This window comes from Pseudoalteromonas sp. '520P1 No. 423', from assembly GCF_001269985.1.
Classification (GTDB): Bacteria; Pseudomonadota; Gammaproteobacteria; order Enterobacterales; family Alteromonadaceae; genus Pseudoalteromonas.
This window is the reverse complement of record NZ_BBZB01000001.1, coordinates 3,573,942-3,591,496: the sequence shown is the minus strand read 5'-3', so window position 1 is coordinate 3,591,496 and position 17,555 is coordinate 3,573,942. Positions and strand designations below refer to the sequence as shown.

Sequence of the window (17,555 nt, the reverse complement as noted above, 5' to 3'; positions counted from 1 at the left end):
AACCTCCAGATATGGTCAACATAATCGGAGGTTCACAGCCTGCAAACCTAACTTCAGCGTTAGACAGTGTTGAAGCTTGGATTTCTGAAAAAGCTTAGACTCTAAGTTTTTTCATTAAAACCTATATAGCCGTTTGATATTTTCTCAAGTGGCTTTTTATTTTTGTGCCTACCCTCGAAAAGTAAAAAATCAATAAACTCATTTATTTAAACATCTTCATCAAAAACTAACTGTCATTTCCAAGTATTATTTCTCAAAATTTGCGCTTAAAGCTTAAAATATAAAAAAATCAAATGTTTTTAGTGTGAATTTATTTCCATAAAGGGTGCATTCAGTTTCAATAGCGTATTCTATTTTTATCAAGTAAAAGCTTGTCTTTCATTGCTTTTTTAGCAAATACAGCTTTAATAAGAGTATGAAAAAAACCAATTAGAACTTTTACTTACTTTTCTCTGTTTTATTCTTTAAAATAAGAAGGGACGGAATCTTTTAATTTTATGAAATACTAGGAGCAAGCGCATGCTAATACTAACTCGTCGCGTCGGTGAGACCCTTATGATAGGTGATGAAGTTACAGTTACTGTACTGGGTGTTAAAGGTAATCAAGTACGTATCGGTGTAAATGCACCAAAAGACATCTCTGTGCATCGTGAAGAGATTTATATGCGCATTCAAGCTGAAAAAGCAAACCCTTCAGCGGGTAACGAATAAGTAATTATTTGATTTAATAACTTAGGTTAATAAGTCAAAATAAAAATGCCAATCAGATCACTGATTGGCATTTTTTGTTTTCTATAATAAATATTTAATCAAACCTCCATATTAGAGGTTTTGTTAATACCAGTTACGTTAATTAACGGAACTGGTATATCTACTAATTAAAGGTTTTCAATCGTTGTTTTCTGTTCAACTAATTTTGCTTTAGCTTCACTTAATTCTGCAAAGATTGCTTTTTCTTTATTAAGTACCGCTTCAGGTGCTTTGCTCACAAATTTTTCATTGTTAAGTTTACCTGTAACACGGCCTAGCTCTTTTTCTAATTTCTCTAACTGTTTATTTAGACGTGCAACTTCTGCTGCAACATCAATTAAACCCGCCATAGGAATTAATACTTCTAAGCTTCCTACCATAGCAGTTGCTGATGCCGGCGCTTGTTCGCCATCACTTAGAGCTGTAAAGCTCTCCAGTTTAGCCAGAGAAGCTAAGAAGGCTTTATTTTCATCTAAACGGCGTTGATCATCGTTTGATACATTTTTAAGTAATACATTAAGCGGCGTATTAGGACTGATGTCCATTTCACCACGAATATTACGTATTGCTAAAATGAATTGTTTAACCCATTCTAAATCAGCCATCGAATCAGTATCTACATTCGCTTCATTAAATGAAGGGAAAGCTTGAACCATAATACTGGTATCAGTTGTATTTAAACCTGCAAGCGGTGCAACACGTTGCCAGATAGTTTCTGTGATGTAAGGCATTAATGGGTGCATTAAGCGTAACAAACTTTCAAGTACAGTAATTAATGTATGGCGCGTACCACGTTGCTCAGCTTCAGTGCCTTGCATTATTACTGGTTTAGTCAACTCTAAGTACCAACCACAGAACTCGTTCCATGTGAAATCGTAAATAGTATTTGCTGCTAAATCAAAACGGTAGTTATCTAAGTGCTCAGTAAATACTTTTACTGTTTGCTCAAATTGACCTAAAACCCAACGATCAGCTAATGAATATTGTTTTTCAAGATCGTTAGTAAAACCACAATCTTGTTCTTCAGTATTCATTAATACATAACGGCTCGCATTCCATAACTTATTACAGAAATTACGGTAACCTTCTAAACGGCTCATATCCCAGTTGATATCACGACCCGTTGATGCCATTGCTGCTAGCGTGAAACGTAATGCATCAGTACCATGTGCTTCAATTCCGCCTGCAAATACTTTACGTGTATCTTTTTCAATTTTAGCAGCAAGCTTAGGTTGCATCATGTTACCAGTACGTTTTTCAACTAGGCTTTCAAGATCAATGCCATCGATCATATCTAATGGGTCGAGGACGTTACCTTTAGACTTCGACATTTTATCGCCGTTATCATCACGAATAAGGCCTGTTACATAAACGGTTTTAAATGGTACTTGTGGTTTACCATTTTCATCTTTGTTGAAGTGCATGGTCATCATGATCATACGCGCAACCCAGAAGAAAATGATATCAAAACCTGTTACTAATACATCTGAAGGGTGGAAAGTTTTTAAATCTTCAGTTTGTGCAGGCCAGCCTTGTGTTGAGAAAGTCCAAAGTGCAGATGAGAACCAAGTATCTAATACGTCATCATCTTGCTTAAGGGCAACATCATCAGCAATATTGTTATCGCGACGTACTTCAGCTTCATCACGACCAACAAATACATTACCTTCGTTATCATACCAAGCTGGGATACGATGTCCCCACCAAAGTTGACGTGAAATACACCAGTCTTGAATATCATTCATCCAAGAAAAATACATGTTTTCGTATTGTTTAGGCACAAATTCAATTTCACCGTCTTCAACTGCTTTAGTTGCAGTTTCAGCTAGTGGTGCCACACGTACATACCACTGATCTGTTAGTAGTGGCTCGATTACGACACCTGAACGATCACCATAAGGAACAGTTAAACCGTGGTCTTCAATTTCTTCTAATAAACCCGCTTGTTCAAACTCAGCTACAATAGCCTTTCTTGCTGCAAAACGGTCTAAACCATGTAAACGCTCAGGAATTGGTGCGTCAAACTCAAGCTCTTTACCATCAAAAGTATACGCTTCACCTTGTGTTAATATGGCTGCGTCTTTATCAAAGATATTAACCATTGGAAGTTGATGACGTTTACCCACTTCATTATCGTTAAAGTCGTGACCAGGCGTGATTTTCACACAACCTGTGCCTTTTTCCATATCTGCATGTTCATCTGCAACGATAGTGACACGACGATTTACGATAGGCAGTAAGATATCTTTACCGATCAGGTCTTGGTAACGTTCATCATCTGCATTAACCGCAACACCTGTATCACCTAACATAGTTTCAGGACGTGTTGTTGCCACTACGATGTAATCTTTACCTTCTTTGGTTTTTAGGCCATCAGCTAAAGGATAACGTAAGTGCCACATATGGCCTTTTTTATCTTTATTTTCTACTTCTAAATCAGAGATAGCTGTATGAAGCTTTGGATCCCAGTTTACTAGGCGTTTACCACGGTAAATTAAGTCTTCTTTATGTAAACGAACAAATACTTCTTTTACTGCTTCAGATAAACCATCGTCCATTGTAAAACGTTCACGATCCCAATCAACTGATGCGCCTAAACGTCGAAGTTGTTTTGTGATAGTGCCGCCAGATTGCTCTTTCCAATCCCAGATCTTATCGATAAATGCATCGCGACCTAAATCATGACGTGTTTTACCTTCTTCAGCAGCCAATTTACGCTCAACGAGCATTTGTGTTGCAATACCAGCGTGATCGGTACCAACTTGCCATAAAGTATTGTTACCTTGCATACGCTTATAACGTGTAAGGGTATCCATAATGGTATCTTGGAATGCATGGCCCATATGTAGGCTACCAGTGACATTTGGTGGTGGGATCATAATTGAATATGCTTCACCTTTACCAGATGGTTTAAAGTAACCTTTTTCTTCCCACCCTTGATATAAAGACTGTTCAATATCTTGCGGGTTATATGTTTTTTCCATTATTGGAGCCTTAATCTAATTTTTTAGTTTAACTATTAACTATCTATCAAGTTTAAATATCTTGTGTAGAAATATTAACGCCCATTTGTCGTAAATATTTATACCTTTCTCTCGCTGCTTGTTTAAGGCTTGTATCGCTAGGAACAAAATCAAAAACTTGACTAAATCTGTTTATAAAATCAGGCACTTTAGTTGCCAAATTAATTAAAATTCTTCTATTGCCAACAGGAGTTGAATCACCGATTTCTACCGGAGCCCCATTTGCAGGACCTTCACCTTGAAGGTTATGTGGTACAAAGCTGTTTGCTTCAAAAGACCACAAATACTCATCTATAATGTGAGAGTCGTTTTTATCGTTTGTATAAATAAAAACACGCTTCCCTTGCCTAAATTGATCCGCGGCCAAGCGCGCAGCGAGATCAAAATGAGCAGGAATATTTGTTTCCAGCTCAGATTTATCTAGCGCTTCGTTGTGTTTTAAAACGTAAAAAATAGCGTTCATAACAGTCTTTTTATTTAAGCAATGGCGTATTCTATAAAAACTAATCCCCTATCGCAAAAGCGAAAGGGGATTTATTTTTAAATCTTGATATATTTTTAAGCTTAAAAGTTCAAAAGTAATTAAATTCTAAACTTAAAGCATTGATATCGCAGCTAAGCTTCTGGCGTTTGAACTTCTTCAGCTTTGTTTAATAAGTATTGGGCTAGCATGGGAACTGGTCTTCCTGTAGCGCCCTTGTTTGCGCCACTTTTCCATGCAGTGCCTGCGATGTCTAAATGTGCCCAGTTATACTTTTTAGTAAATTTAGATAAGAAACATGCTGCGGTAATTGTGCCTGCGGCTTTGCCACCTAAATTAGTAAAGTCAGCAAACGGGCTTGCAAGTTGTTCTTGGTAATCATCCCATAAAGGTAATTGCCACGCTCTATCACCACTTTGCTCGGATGCTTTTAGAATATCGTGTGCTAATGGATTATGGTTTGCTAAAACGCCAGTTGCATGATGTCCTAATGCAACAATGACAGCACCCGTTAGTGTTGCAACATCAATTACAAGTTCAGGATCAAAACTTTCAACATACGTAAGTGCATCACATAATACTAATCGACCTTCGGCATCTGTATTTAATACTTCTACAGTTTGGCCTGACATAGTTGTTAAAACATCACCAGGACGATAAGCATTTGAGCCAGGCATGTTTTCACAGCCAGCAAGTACACCAATTACATTTATAGGTAAGTTCATTTGCGCTAATGTGCGCATAGTACCAATAACACCCGCAGCACCGCCCATATCATATTTCATTTCATCCATGCCTTCGCCTGGTTTTAATGAAATACCACCTGAGTCAAATGTCAGACCTTTACCAACTAAAACGATTGGCGCTTGATCTTCTGAGGCACCGTTATAATGAATAACAGACATAACAGATTCATTTTCACTACCACGACCTACCGCTAAGTATGAGTTCATACCAAGCTCAGCCATTTCTTTTTCGCCTACTAAATTAACTGTGACTTTATCAAATTCAGCTGCAATTTTTTGCGATTCTTCGCCTAAATATGCTGGGTTACAGATATTTGGCGGCATATTAGCGACGTCTTTACATAGCTTCATACCTTCAGCGATTGCAAGACCATGGTCGATTGCATTCTCACCGATTGTCAGTTCACGGCGTGTTGGTACATTAAATACGATTTTACGTAATGGACGTCTGGTATCGCTTTTTTTACTTTTAAGCTGATCAAATGTATATAAGCTGTCTTGTGTTGTCTCAACTGCTTGACGTACTTTCCAGTATGTATCTCTGCCTTTAACATGTTGTTCAGTTAAAAAGCATACAGCTTCCATTGAACCTGTTTCATTCAAAGTACTTATTGTTTTAGAGATGATTTGCTTGTATTGCTTGTCATCTAATTCACGTTCTTTACCACAACCAACAAGTAATATGCGCTCACTCAGTACATTTGGTACATGGTGAAGCAATAACATTTGTCCTGGTTTGCCTTCTAAATCTCCACGGCGTAATAAATTTGAGATATAGCCATCGCTGATGCGATCTAATTGCTCACCAATTGGAGATAAACGTCGCGGTTCGTATACACCTACAACAATACAAGCACTTCTTTGCTTTTCCGGACTTCCGCTTTTTACGCTAAATTCCATAGCGACACCTGCCTTTAATCTGCTTTCTATTGACGCTGATTACAACTTTTTGTGTACCTTCAGCGTCAATGACATATAATTAACTTCTAAAAATAACAAGTTTACTCGAAATTCCACACTATTCCAGTGAAAAGAGATGTTTATAGGGGCATAGATTGCTAATTTTTCGTTATTTGACTGCAGAGGTACTAAAATCTCAATTTGCAGTCTTCTTTACTTTGATGACTATTTTTGTAAGTGAAAAGTTTGTTCGGATATTAACTTCTGCTTCAGAAGGCGGGATCCCAGGCAAATTAGTGATGTCATTTTTGGCACTTAAGTTACCTCAATTAGCTTCTTTAATTTTACCTTTGAGTATATTTCTCGGTATTATTTTAGCTTATAGCCGGATTTATGCTGATAGTGAAATGACAGTATTGAAGGCGTGTGGCGTAAGTGAGTGGTATGTCACACGAGTGACTTTAGTTTCAAGTTTTATCATGGCGATATTCGCAGGTATTGTTACTTTATATCTGGCGCCCTGGGCTGCAGAACAAGAATATCAGTTAATAGAGCAAGCTGAGGCAGACGCGGGTTTATCATCTTTAAGAGCAGGGCGTTTTCAACAAACCGAAAATGGTAAAGCGGTTGTTTTTATTCATGATATAAATCAAGGTGGCAGTGAGTTAAATCGTGTTTTTGTCGCGCAGTTGCCAGAATCCGAAAACGAAAATGAATTAACACCGATTGATAACAAAAAAGCACAACTTGTTTATGCTGATAAAGGCACTGTTGTTGAAGATGTATCTGGGGAGCAAAAACTCATATTAAGTGATGGTAAAAGATATGAAATTAAAAATAAGAGTCAAGCATTAACCTATACCCAATTTGAAGGTTATCAAGTTCAAATTCAAGAACAAGCAATAGAACACAAAAGACGAAAGCTTAAAGCGGTGCCAAGCCATGATCTTGCTGTTATGGATAATAATGAAGCTAGAGCTGAGTTCCAGTGGCGTATTGCGATCCCATTATCTATTCCTATTTTAACATTACTAGCAGTACCTTTAAGTGTGGTTAATCCTCGTCAAGGGAAGTTTGCTAAGTTAGTGCCTGCACTTGGTTTATATCTTGGATATTTCATATTTTTAAATGCAGCTAAGTTTGCCTTAGCTGATGGAGAAATACCGCAATCACTTGGTTTGTGGTGGATTCATTTATCAGCGTTATTTATTGGTTCCTTATTGATTTTAAAAGGCAGGCCCATAGGTTCATTTATTTTTTCTAAGTTTAGAAAAACAGCTAGTTGATTGAAAAATTAGTTAATATTAAAAATTAGAATCGTTTATTTTAAGCATTATTAAAAAGGCATGATGAGTTGAAAACACTTGATTGGTATCTAGGTCGTAGCATTATTCAAACCACAGGGTTTGCATTAATGGTGTTAGTTGGTCTCAATACCTTAATTAAATTTATTGATCAGCTACGTTCAGTTGGTCGTGGCACTTATGACTTGGCGGCTGCGGGGCTTTATACTTTATATAGTATGCCAGGTGACTTAGTATTATTTTTTCCTATGGCTGCGCTTATAGGTGGTTTAACGGGTTTAGGGGCGCTTGCGTCTAATAGTGAGCTTGTGGTGATGCAGTCTGCGGGCATGTCACGTTTACAAATTATTATATCGGTAATGAAAACCGCTTTATTTTTAGCGCTGTGCATGATGGCATTAGGTGAGTGGGGCGTACCAGAAGCGCAAAAAAAAGCAAAAGAGCTACGTGCATCGGCAATATCTGGTGGCAGTGTTTTTAATGCTAAAAAAGGCATTTGGGCAAAGGATAGTGATGTATTTATAAATATAGAGAATGTGGATTCATCAGGGCGATTAAATGGCCTTAATATGTATAACTTTGATAAAGAAACTTTAGAGCTAAAGCAGGTTACTCAGGCAAAAACTGCAATACCTCACGCACAAGGTTGGATGCTAAGTGATGTCAACCGCATCAATTTAGGTGAAGATAAAGTTACGTCTGAAAAGCTAGCACAATCACTTTACCACTCGGATTTAACACCAGAAAAATTAGGCGTTGTTTCAGTTAAACCTGAGGCTTTGGCATTTACTGGTTTAGTGTCTTATTTAAATTACTTAAAGCAAAATGATCAAGATACCAGTAATTATGAGTTGGCTTTCTGGCGTAAGATTATGCAACCGGTATCGATTGCTGTGATGTTACTTGTTGCTTTATCCTTTATTTTTGGGCCGTTACGAACAGTCACTATGGGTGCAAGAATCATAATGGGTGTTGTTACAGGCATTGTATTTAACTTAACAGATAAGATTTTTGGACCGATAGTATTGGTTTATGAAATACCTCCAGTAATAGGGGCTATCGTTCCAAGTCTGTTATTTATCGCTTTTGCGACTTATTTACTTAATAAGAGAAGCTAATTACAGAAATCACCCTCGGGATTTACTGAGGGTGATTTATTTAAATTTATTTATAAAGCGCTAACTCTTAAACCTCTTCTACATTAGCATCTGAAATTAAGTTTATTAACTCATCTTGAAACTCAAACAATTCCGGCTCAATATCTTGTATCGAAGCACCTTTCTTAAGTGATAGCTCCATTGTTTCGGCTAGATTTTTAAGTTTTGGCACGCCTGTATAACAACATGCACCATGAAACTTATGTATGATTTGCAGGATTTTTTCACGCTCTCTATCTATATAGGCTTGCTCTAAGGTTTTTTGTGTTTCAGGGATGCTCAGCATTAACATATTAAGCATTTCATGGGCAAGTCCACTTTTTCCGCCTGCACGTTCTAAAGCTAACTTCCAATCAACAATACTGCTTATAAAGGGTGCATTGGGTGAGTTTAGTATGTGTGAATTTGTTTTAGCTTTAGGTATTTTTAACTGGGCTTTAGGCATGTTATGTTCACCGTATTCATGAATTGCTTGGCGTAACATATCTTCATCTAATGGTTTAGTTAAATATCCTCTAAAACCAATCTTTAATAGGTGTTCTTTTTCACTGGCCAGTGCATGGGCTGTAACGGCAATAATCGGGGTATCTTCATTTAAAGAGGAATCTAAAATCATTTTACAGGCGGTAATGCCATCCATAATAGGCATTTGAATATCTAAAAAGATTAAATCATATTTATGAGTTTTAGCTAAACTTAGCGCTTGAGCACCGTTATGTGCGGTATCTAAATTTTCAATTTGCTCTTCTAATAATGTACAGATCAACTTAAGGTTGGCGGCGTTATCATCAACAACTAATGCTTTTAAAGGTAAAATTTTATCGCAGGTGGTCGGCGTATGAATAGATGGATGATCTAACCTGTATGGCGCTGCTAACGTTTCACATAATTTCTTATGGTTAACAGGTTTACTTAAACAAGCATCAGCACCAATACCAACAAGCGCTTCACGCATATTATGAGAAATAGTATTGACCATTAAATAAAGGTAGTCAGTGTGCTCACGAGTCATACTGATCAAAGTACGTATATCTTTCATTGTATCTGGTGATGCACTATAGCCGATTATTGACATATCGAAATTAAACTCTTGATTCAATGCAGCTTCAAGCTCATCTATGGTTTTACATGCCTCAACATGAATACCCCAATTTTCTAATATTGTTAAAGTTGCATCATGGGAATGTTCATGGGGTTCAAAATATAAAACCCGTTTCTGTTTTAAACTATTAATTGGTAATATTTCTATATGGTTATGTTCAGGTAGTTCAAACATGGCATTAAATGTAAAGCAGCTGCCTTTACCTAAAGCTGAATTTAATGAAATTCCGCCCTTCATTGCTTCAACAATATGTTTAGTAATGATTAAACCTAAACCTGTACCGCCAAATTTCCTGGTAATGCTTGAATCTGCTTGGCCAAATGCCATAAACAAAGAATCTTGCTTATCGGCACTAATGCCATGACCTGTATCTTTAATCGCAACCAATAAAGAGGTGTGTTTTATATCGAAAAGTCGGCATTCTATATCAACAGTAATGCTGCCTGATTCGGTAAATTTAATTGCATTACTTATCAGGTTTATTAATACTTGTTTAAATCGTGTAGGGTCGCCAATTAAGTTTTCAGGCACTTTCTCTTGGATATAAATTGATAACTCTAATGACTTTTCATGGGCGCTTGGTGCTAATAAAGTGAGCACTTCATTTACCGTATCTCGTAATTGAAAATGTATTTTTTCTAATTCCATCGCGCCGGCTTCAAGTTTAGAAAAGTCTAAAATGTCACTAATAATACTTAATAAACTATTAGCAGATAACTCAATAGTATCGAGATAATCAATTTGATTTTTATTTAACGGAGTTTTATAAAGTTGTCTGGTAAAACCAATTACGCCATTTAATGGTGTTCTAAGTTCATGACTCATTTTTGCTAAAAAATCGGATTTTACTTTATTGGCATCTTGCGCTTCTTGTTTGGCGATATTTAATTGAATATTTTGTGTTTCATATTGTTCAAATGTTTCTCGATTATCACTGAGCGCTTGATCAATATGTTTTTGCATTTCATCTTTTTGCATCACCATATTATGGGATATGTTATTTAAACCTTGCCTAATTAGTTCAAACTCGCCGCCCATAGGTCTATCTATGGAAATATCTTGATTGCCACTTTTTAATGTATCTATTGCCAATACTATTTTTTTAAGGGGTTGAGATAATCTTTGACTTAACTTTAAGGCAAAGATTAGCGCAAAAATTAAAGTTGATAAAATAACCAAAAGACTAAAAATCGCTGATTGTTGTTTTGCCATAATGGCTTGATCTTTATTGATTTGGATTGCAACAAACCCAATAATAGGCAAGGCTTGAGTTAAGCTAGAATTATCACTAGAAGCATTATGATCAAAAATAGGCGTATGGAAAACGATATAATTATCGTAAAATGTAACAAGAGTACTTTTGCTTGAATTTGTTTTTTGTTCTAGCTGTGAAAAGTGGCGATGGTAGTTACTGGTAACAACGAAGTTATTATCATGATCGAATATGGCGATGCTTTTTATTAAAGGTGATTGTTTATTATGACTATGGCTAATTAAACGATTTAACGTATTTTTATTTTTATTGACTAAGGCATCTTCAGCTGAAATAGCTAAAGGTTCAATGATATTAGTGCCTTGTTCAACTAAAAAGTCATTTAATTCCAAATAACGATTTATAGTAAAATAAGATCCGAGTACTAAACCTATGATCATTGCGGGTACTAAAGTGAGTAATAAAACCCATTCTTTTAAACCTAATTTAGTCATATAAAGTAATTTATTAATATTTTTTTAATTGAATTACTAAGAGTAAAGCTTAAGTTTTGCTTAATCAATCATTGTGCTTTTATTTATTGAATTTAAAGTGCAATTTAGTTTACTGACGACACAATCAAGGCATTATTAATGGCACAATTTTTCAAGCCACAGAAAAAAACAGTTGCAAAAGGAAAGCAGCAATTGACTATCGATACTTTAAACCATGAAGGGGTAGGTATAACGAGAGTAAATAACAAAGTGGGTTTTGTTGAAGGTGCTTTGCCTAGAGAAGTTGTTTTGGCAAGTCCAACACAAACTAAAGCGAAGTTTGAGCGCTTTTCAGTAAGCAAAGTTATAAAGCCAAGTGAGTTCAGAGTTAAACCATTTTGTACTCATTACAATACATGTGGTGGCTGTCAGTTACAGCACTTAGCGCCAGAACAACAGTTAGTAGAAAAACAAAAAGCGGTTAACTCATTATTTGAAAAGTTTTTAGGTGATGCAAATACAGATTTAAATTGGCAATCAGCTATAGATAGCCAACCTTTAACGTATCGCCGTACAGCACGTATCGCTGTTTTTTACGATAAAAATAAAAAAGAGTATTTATTTGGTTATCGTCAAAAAGGTTCAAAAAAGATAATCAACATTAATAACTGCCAAGTTTTAGAGTCATGTTTTAGTAATATATTTGAAGTATTCCATCCACTTCTAAAAAGGCTTAAAACAGGTCAATCAATTACCCACTTACAGTTATATAGAACCCAAGACCAAGCTTTAATTATAATTCGTCATATTAGAGCTTTAACTGAAAACGATATTAATTTACTGTCATCTGAGGCGGATAAAAATGGCTGGAAAATAGTATTAGAAGGCGAAACTGGTCAATATGAATTTAGTGATAAACATGCAAGTACCCAAGCTGTTATTAATAATAAAAATATTCATCTTCTGCATTACGATATAAATGAATTTAATCTTAAGTTTAATTTTTCATTCGACAACTTTATTCAAGTGAATCATAAAGTTAATGGATTGATGTTAAAACAGGCAATTGACTGGTTAAATTTAAAAAGTGATGAAAAAATACTGGACTTATTTTGTGGTATTGGTAATTTTAGTTTGCCTATGGCTCAAAGAGCAAGCTCGGTGGTTGGCATTGAAGGTGTTGCTTCCTCTGTTGAGATGGCAAAATTTAATGCCAAGAATAATCAAATAGAAAATGTGCGGTTTTTTTGTCAAGACCTCAATGAATCGATGGCAAAGGCAAAATGGTTTAATGAAGAATACGATGTGCTTGTATTAGACCCATCAAGAGCGGGGGCATTCGATATTTTATCTCAGCTTAAACTTAAACGTTTTGCACGTATTTTGTATGTATCTTGCGACCCAGTAACTTTAGCAAGAGATAGTAAATTAATTATAGATGCTGGTTTTAAAATAAGTAAAACTGGTTTAATGAACATGTTTCCGCACACTGGACATGTTGAAACTATGGCGTTGTTTACAAAGTCATAGTAGGTATTAGTCGCTAAAAGGAAGTGTTTTATGGTTTCAATTCGTCAATCACATATAAATGATGATACAGAGACTCATTGGCTAGAATTAATTGATTTGAATGATGAACAGCTAGATGCCATGCGTTTAGCGATTGAGTTTTGTCAGGATTTAGATGAAAACTTACCATTTGAGCAATCAAAGGAAATGGTTGAAATATTAGCTGAGCTTAATATGGATCCTGAAACACTTGCGACCGCCTATTTAACACCTTTATATTTAAGAAAAGTCATCACTATTGAAGATGTTGAAGAAAAACTAGGAAAGTCTTTAGCAACTTTGCTTAAAGGTGTTTTTCAAATGGCGACAATCAGTACCTTAGCACACCAAAATAAAGGTACAATACAGATAGATAATATCAGACGTATGCTTTTAGCTATGGTGGAAGATGTACGTGCTGTTGTCATTAAACTTGCTGAACAAGTATGTCATTTACGCAGTGTCAAAAATGCCAGTGAAGAAGAGCGTGTAATTGCTGCTAAAGAAACCAGTAGTATTTTTGCACCCTTAGCAAACCGTTTAGGCATTGGCCAAATAAAGTGGGAATTAGAAGATCTTTCTTTTCGTTACTTGCATCCCGAGTATTATAAAAAAATAGCCAAGTTATTAGATGATAAACGTTTAGACCGTGAATCTTATATGACGAATATGGTCGCGTCTATTCAATCTAAATTAGATGAAGCCAATGTAGATGCACAAGTCGAAGGGCGCCCCAAGCATATTTTTAGCATTTACAAAAAAATGTATAAAAAGAATTATGACTTTGAACAGTTATTTGATATTCGCGCAATAAGGGTTGTGGTTGATCATATTCAAGATTGTTATGCCGCTTTAGGGATAGTGCATACCAACTGGCAGCATTTACATAAAGAATTTGATGATTATGTTGCCACGCCTAAACCTAATGGCTATCAATCAATTCATACAGTTGTGCTTGGCCCTGAAGGTAAAACAGTTGAAGTGCAAATTCGAACGCAAGGCATGCATGAAGATGCTGAATTGGGTGTTGCTGCCCATTGGAAATATAAAGAGGGATCATTACCAAGTAAAAAATCAGGGTATGATCAAAAAATAAATTGGTTACGCTCTTTATTACAATGGCAAGAAGAAGTCGTTGATGATTCAAGTCTTGCCGATGATCAAGAACTTGCTGAAGAGCTAAAAAATCAAGTTATTGAAGACCGTGCTTATGTATTTACCCCTTCCGGTGATATTGTTGATTTACCTATGGGGTCTACGCCACTAGATTTTGCTTATTATATTCATTCTAATGTCGGTCATAGATGTATAGGCGCTAAAATATTTGGCAAAATAGTGCCATTTACGCATCAGTTAGTGACGAGAGATCAAATAGAGATCCTCACTAAAAAAGAGCCTAGCCCAAGTAGAGATTGGTTAAACCCATCACTTGGTTATATCAAGTCATCTAGGGCGCGCGCTAAAATACATCATTGGTTTAAGCAACAAGATAGAGATAAAAACTTAGCTGCAGGCAAAGAGATTGCAGATGCTGAACTGGTAAAACATGATTTAACTATTAAAGAATTAGACGGGGCGGTAAAGCGTTTTAATTTCAATCAAGTTGATGAGTTATTAGTTGCAATTGGTGCGGGTGATGTGCGTTTAGCGCAATTTATAAATTACCTACAAAGCAAACAAATAAAAGATGATATCCCTAAATTTAAACATCACCATAAAGCAGTATCAACGAAAGGTGATAAAAACGGCATTATAGTTGATGGTGTCGGCAGCTTAATGAGCCATGTTGCTGGTTGTTGCCAACCAGTACCAGGTGATGTGATATCAGGCTATATTACCTTAGGTAGAGGCATTGCGGTTCATAGAAGTGACTGTGAGCAATTTATTCAACTAAGTAACTCAACACCAGAACGTGTCACCGATGTTAGCTGGGCTGCAGATGTGCAAACAAGCTATGCTTTAACAATACGCATAGAGGCTAATGATAGACCTGCACTGATGCGAGATATTAGCTCGGTATTGGCAAATGAAAAAATCAATGTATTAAATATGAGCTTAAATACCCAGCCGCAAAAGCAGTTAGCGATATTTGATATGAAGCTTGAAATTACAGATTTATCTACAATGAATCGCGTCTTGACAAAAGTACAGCAAATTGAAGGCGTATATGAAGCCAGTCGTCATCATTAATAACAACTAAATAATATGAAAAGGCGAAGTATATCTTCGCCTTTTCCATATCTAGAAGGTAATAAACTTTGAGCCAGTCAATAGAAAATTTAATTAACATCATGCAGAAGCTTCGTACTCCTAATACAGGCTGCCCATGGGATTTAAAACAAACCTATCAATCAATCGTACCACATACAATAGAAGAAGCTTATGAAGTTGCCGATGCGATAGAGCAAGGGGATATGGATGAACTTAAAAAGGAGCTAGGTGACTTGTTATTCCAAGTGGTTTTTTATGCACAATTGGCCACTGAAGATAAGCTTTTTGACTTTAATGGTGTTGTTGATGCTGTGTGTGAAAAACTGACACGTCGTCACCCACATGTTTTTGGTGAAGAAAAACTTGAAGATGAGCATAAAATAAAGCAAAACTGGGAAAATGAGAAAGCCAAAGAAAGACAGATTAAAGCAGGGGAGGCGATTTCTGTTTTAGCTGATATTCCTAAAAACTTACCAGCATTGAGCCAAGCAAATAAAATACAAAAACGTGTTGCCCATATTGGGTTTGATTGGCCTGAAATATCTGGTGCATGGGAAAAAGTAAAAGAAGAAGTCATAGAAGTAGAGGAAGAGTTAGAATTAGATTCAAACTCAGATAAAACCGCAGAAGAAATAGGTGACTTAATGTTTGCCTTAGTAAATGTTGCCAGACATGCAAAACGAGACCCTGAGCAATTATTGCGTCAAGCAAATCAAAAGTTTACTAATAGGTTTATGCAAGTGGAATATCACCTTAATAATCACAAGATTAAATTTGAAGATGCTACATTGGCGCAGATGGAGCAAGCATGGGATCAAGTGAAGATAAATGAGAAAAAGAAATAATCATATTTTTTATAATTCTCATTGAGAAAAGACGAGCTTTTTAGTATAATTTTTTCCCGTCTTGATTTCGTTTTTTCTCACATTTAGGGTTCTCATGAGTACAAAATTTATCTTCGTAACGGGTGGCGTTGTTTCATCTTTGGGTAAAGGTATTGCTGCTGCATCATTAGCTGCAATTTTAGAAGCGCGCGGCTTAAAAGTGACAATTCTAAAACTAGACCCATATATCAATGTTGACCCTGGTACTATGAGTCCAATTCAACACGGTGAGGTTTTTGTTACAGAAGATGGTGCAGAAACAGATCTAGATTTAGGTCACTACGAACGTTTTATTCGCACCAAAATGACTAAGAAAAACAACTTTACACAAGGCCGTGTATTTGAAGATGTTTTACGTCGTGAGCGTAAAGGTGAGTACTTAGGTGCTACCATCCAAGTGATCCCGCATATTACAAATGACATCAAACGTCGCGTAATTGAAGGTGCTGAAGGTTATGATATTGCTATGGTAGAAATTGGCGGTACAGTAGGTGATATTGAATCACTTCCTTTCCTTGAAGCAATTCGTCAATTGGGTACTGAACTAGGTCGTGAATCTGCATTATTCATGCATTTAACACTACTACCTTACTTAGGTGCTGCTGGTGAACTTAAAACTAAGCCAACGCAACACTCTGTAAAAGAGCTTCGTTCAATAGGTATTCAACCTGACGTATTGGTATGTCGTTCAAATCGCACAATTCCTGCAAATGAACGCGCTAAGATTTCATTATTTACTAATGTTGAAGAAAAAGCGGTTATCTCATTAAAAGATGTACCGAGCATTTACCAAATTCCAGCATTATTAAAATCTCAAGGGTTAGATGATTTAGTATGTCGTCGCTTCCATTTAGATTGTCCAGAAGCAAATCTTGAAGAGTGGGAACAGGTTCTTTATCAAGAGTCTAACCCAACAACAGAATTAACGATTGGTATGGTTGGTAAATACATTGAATTACCAGATGCATATAAATCAGTAAATGAAGCATTAAAACACGCAGGTCTTAAAAACCGCGTCACAGTTAACATTCAATATGTTGACTCTCAAGACGTAGAAAGCAAAGGCGTAGAGGTATTAGCTGGTTTAGACGCGATACTTGTACCAGGTGGTTTTGGCGGCCGAGGTGTTGAAGGTAAAATCCGTACAGCACAATACGCGCGTGAAAATAAAGTACCTTACTTAGGCATCTGTTTAGGTATGCAGGTTGCTTTAATTGAGTACGCACGTAATGTTGCAGGTCTTGAAGATGCAAACTCAACGGAGTTTGATTCAAACTCTAGCGCACCAGTTGTAGGCCTTATCACTGAATGGTTAGATTCAGAAGGTAAAGTTGAGCAACGTGATGAAGCGTCTGATTTAGGTGGCACGATGCGTTTAGGTTCGCAAAAATGTCATTTAACGCCGGGTTCTAAAGTACGTGAAGTATACGGTTCAGATGAAATATTTGAGCGTCATCGTCATCGTTATGAAGTTAACAATAACTTCATTGAAAAGTTAGAAGCGGCTGGTCTTGCTTTCACTGGTTTATCTGAAGATAAAAAATTAGTAGAAATCATTGAAAATAAAGATCATCCTTGGTTTATTGCTGCTCAGTTCCACCCTGAGTTCACTTCAACGCCTCGTGATGGACACCCATTATTTGAAGGTTTTGTTGCAGCAGCCAAAGAATATCAAAAATCATCATTACCATCGTAATGACATAATAGAAGCCGTGCATTGACACGGCTTTTTTATTGCTAAAAATTAATACTGTTCTATTGAA

General features: G+C 36.3%; 11 protein-coding genes. 7 read left to right on the top strand and 4 right to left on the bottom strand.

Annotated features, from left to right (window positions below; translation table 11 throughout):
* Nucleotides 1-519 precede the first annotated feature (519 nt).
* A complete protein-coding gene (csrA, locus tag PSA_RS16440) occupies nt 520-711 on the top strand; it encodes a carbon storage regulator CsrA (protein ID WP_042143112.1) in 192 nt (63 codons plus the stop codon).
* A gap of 167 nt (nt 712-878) precedes the next feature.
* Here the strand turns inward: csrA and PSA_RS16435 are convergent, their stop codons facing one another.
* The 3 genes from PSA_RS16435 to pepA all read right to left on the bottom strand — a co-directional run bounded on the left by PSA_RS16435 (nt 879) and on the right by pepA (nt 5,900).
* Nucleotides 879-3,734: a valine--tRNA ligase gene (locus tag PSA_RS16435; protein WP_042143110.1), complete on the bottom strand. Its 2,856-nt coding sequence runs from the start codon at nt 3,732-3,734 to the stop codon at nt 879-881.
* Nucleotides 3,735-3,786: 52 nt separating this feature from the next.
* Complete coding sequence (locus tag PSA_RS16430) at nt 3,787-4,236, bottom strand: DNA polymerase III subunit chi (RefSeq protein ID WP_042143109.1); 450 nt, start codon at nt 4,234-4,236, stop codon at nt 3,787-3,789.
* 152 nt (nt 4,237-4,388) lie between these two features.
* Nucleotides 4,389-5,900, bottom strand: coding sequence for a leucyl aminopeptidase (gene pepA / locus PSA_RS16425; protein WP_042143107.1), 1,512 nt, complete (start codon nt 5,898-5,900; stop codon nt 4,389-4,391).
* A gap of 155 nt (nt 5,901-6,055) precedes the next feature.
* On the opposite strand from pepA, the gene lptF reads away from it, so the two are divergent.
* Nucleotides 6,056-7,186, top strand: a complete 1,131-nt coding sequence (gene lptF, locus PSA_RS16420; protein ID WP_042143106.1) for an LPS export ABC transporter permease LptF — start codon at nt 6,056-6,058, stop codon at nt 7,184-7,186.
* A gap of 128 nt (nt 7,187-7,314) precedes the next feature.
* Nucleotides 7,315-8,322, top strand: coding sequence for an LPS export ABC transporter permease LptG (gene lptG, locus PSA_RS16415; RefSeq protein WP_231665384.1), 1,008 nt, complete (start codon nt 7,315-7,317; stop codon nt 8,320-8,322).
* 67 nt (nt 8,323-8,389) lie between these two features.
* Here the strand turns inward: lptG and barA are convergent, their stop codons facing one another.
* Complete coding sequence (gene barA, locus PSA_RS16410) at nt 8,390-11,170, bottom strand: two-component sensor histidine kinase BarA (RefSeq protein WP_042143102.1); 2,781 nt, start codon at nt 11,168-11,170, stop codon at nt 8,390-8,392.
* A gap of 138 nt (nt 11,171-11,308) precedes the next feature.
* Here barA and rlmD point away from each other — a divergent pair, with 138 nt between their 5' ends.
* The 4 genes from rlmD to PSA_RS16390 all read left to right on the top strand — a co-directional run bounded on the left by rlmD (nt 11,309) and on the right by PSA_RS16390 (nt 17,488).
* The gene (rlmD, locus tag PSA_RS16405) at nt 11,309-12,679 is read left to right on the top strand and encodes a 23S rRNA (uracil(1939)-C(5))-methyltransferase RlmD (RefSeq protein ID WP_042143099.1); all 1,371 of its coding nucleotides are present in this window, start codon (nt 11,309-11,311) and stop codon (nt 12,677-12,679) included.
* Nucleotides 12,680-12,709: 30 nt separating this feature from the next.
* Nucleotides 12,710-14,887, top strand: a complete 2,178-nt coding sequence (gene relA, locus PSA_RS16400) for a GTP diphosphokinase (protein WP_042143096.1) — start codon at nt 12,710-12,712, stop codon at nt 14,885-14,887.
* A gap of 68 nt (nt 14,888-14,955) precedes the next feature.
* Nucleotides 14,956-15,753, top strand: coding sequence for a nucleoside triphosphate pyrophosphohydrolase (mazG, locus tag PSA_RS16395; RefSeq protein ID WP_269432806.1), 798 nt, complete (start codon nt 14,956-14,958; stop codon nt 15,751-15,753).
* Nucleotides 15,754-15,847: 94 nt separating this feature from the next.
* Entirely contained in the window at nt 15,848-17,488 is a 1,641-nt protein-coding gene (locus tag PSA_RS16390; protein WP_042143093.1) for a CTP synthase, read from the top strand.
* The last annotated feature ends 67 nt before the right edge of the window (nt 17,489-17,555 follow it).

Coding starts and splice junctions, on each gene's coding strand:
- barA (WP_042143102.1), bottom strand. CDS start 11,170: ATGACTAAATTAGGTTTAAAAGAATGGGTTTTATTACTCACTTTAGTA.
- PSA_RS16430 (WP_042143109.1), bottom strand. CDS start 4,236: ATGAACGCTATTTTTTACGTTTTAAAACACAACGAAGCGCTAGATAAA.
- pepA (WP_042143107.1), bottom strand. CDS start 5,900: ATGGAATTTAGCGTAAAAAGCGGAAGTCCGGAAAAGCAAAGAAGTGCT.
- csrA (WP_042143112.1), top strand. CDS start 520: ATGCTAATACTAACTCGTCGCGTCGGTGAGACCCTTATGATAGGTGAT.
- relA (WP_042143096.1), top strand. CDS start 12,710: ATGGTTTCAATTCGTCAATCACATATAAATGATGATACAGAGACTCAT.
- PSA_RS16390 (WP_042143093.1), top strand. CDS start 15,848: ATGAGTACAAAATTTATCTTCGTAACGGGTGGCGTTGTTTCATCTTTG.
- PSA_RS16435 (WP_042143110.1), bottom strand. CDS start 3,734: ATGGAAAAAACATATAACCCGCAAGATATTGAACAGTCTTTATATCAA.
- rlmD (WP_042143099.1), top strand. CDS start 11,309: ATGGCACAATTTTTCAAGCCACAGAAAAAAACAGTTGCAAAAGGAAAG.
- lptG (WP_231665384.1), top strand. CDS start 7,315: ATGGTGTTAGTTGGTCTCAATACCTTAATTAAATTTATTGATCAGCTA.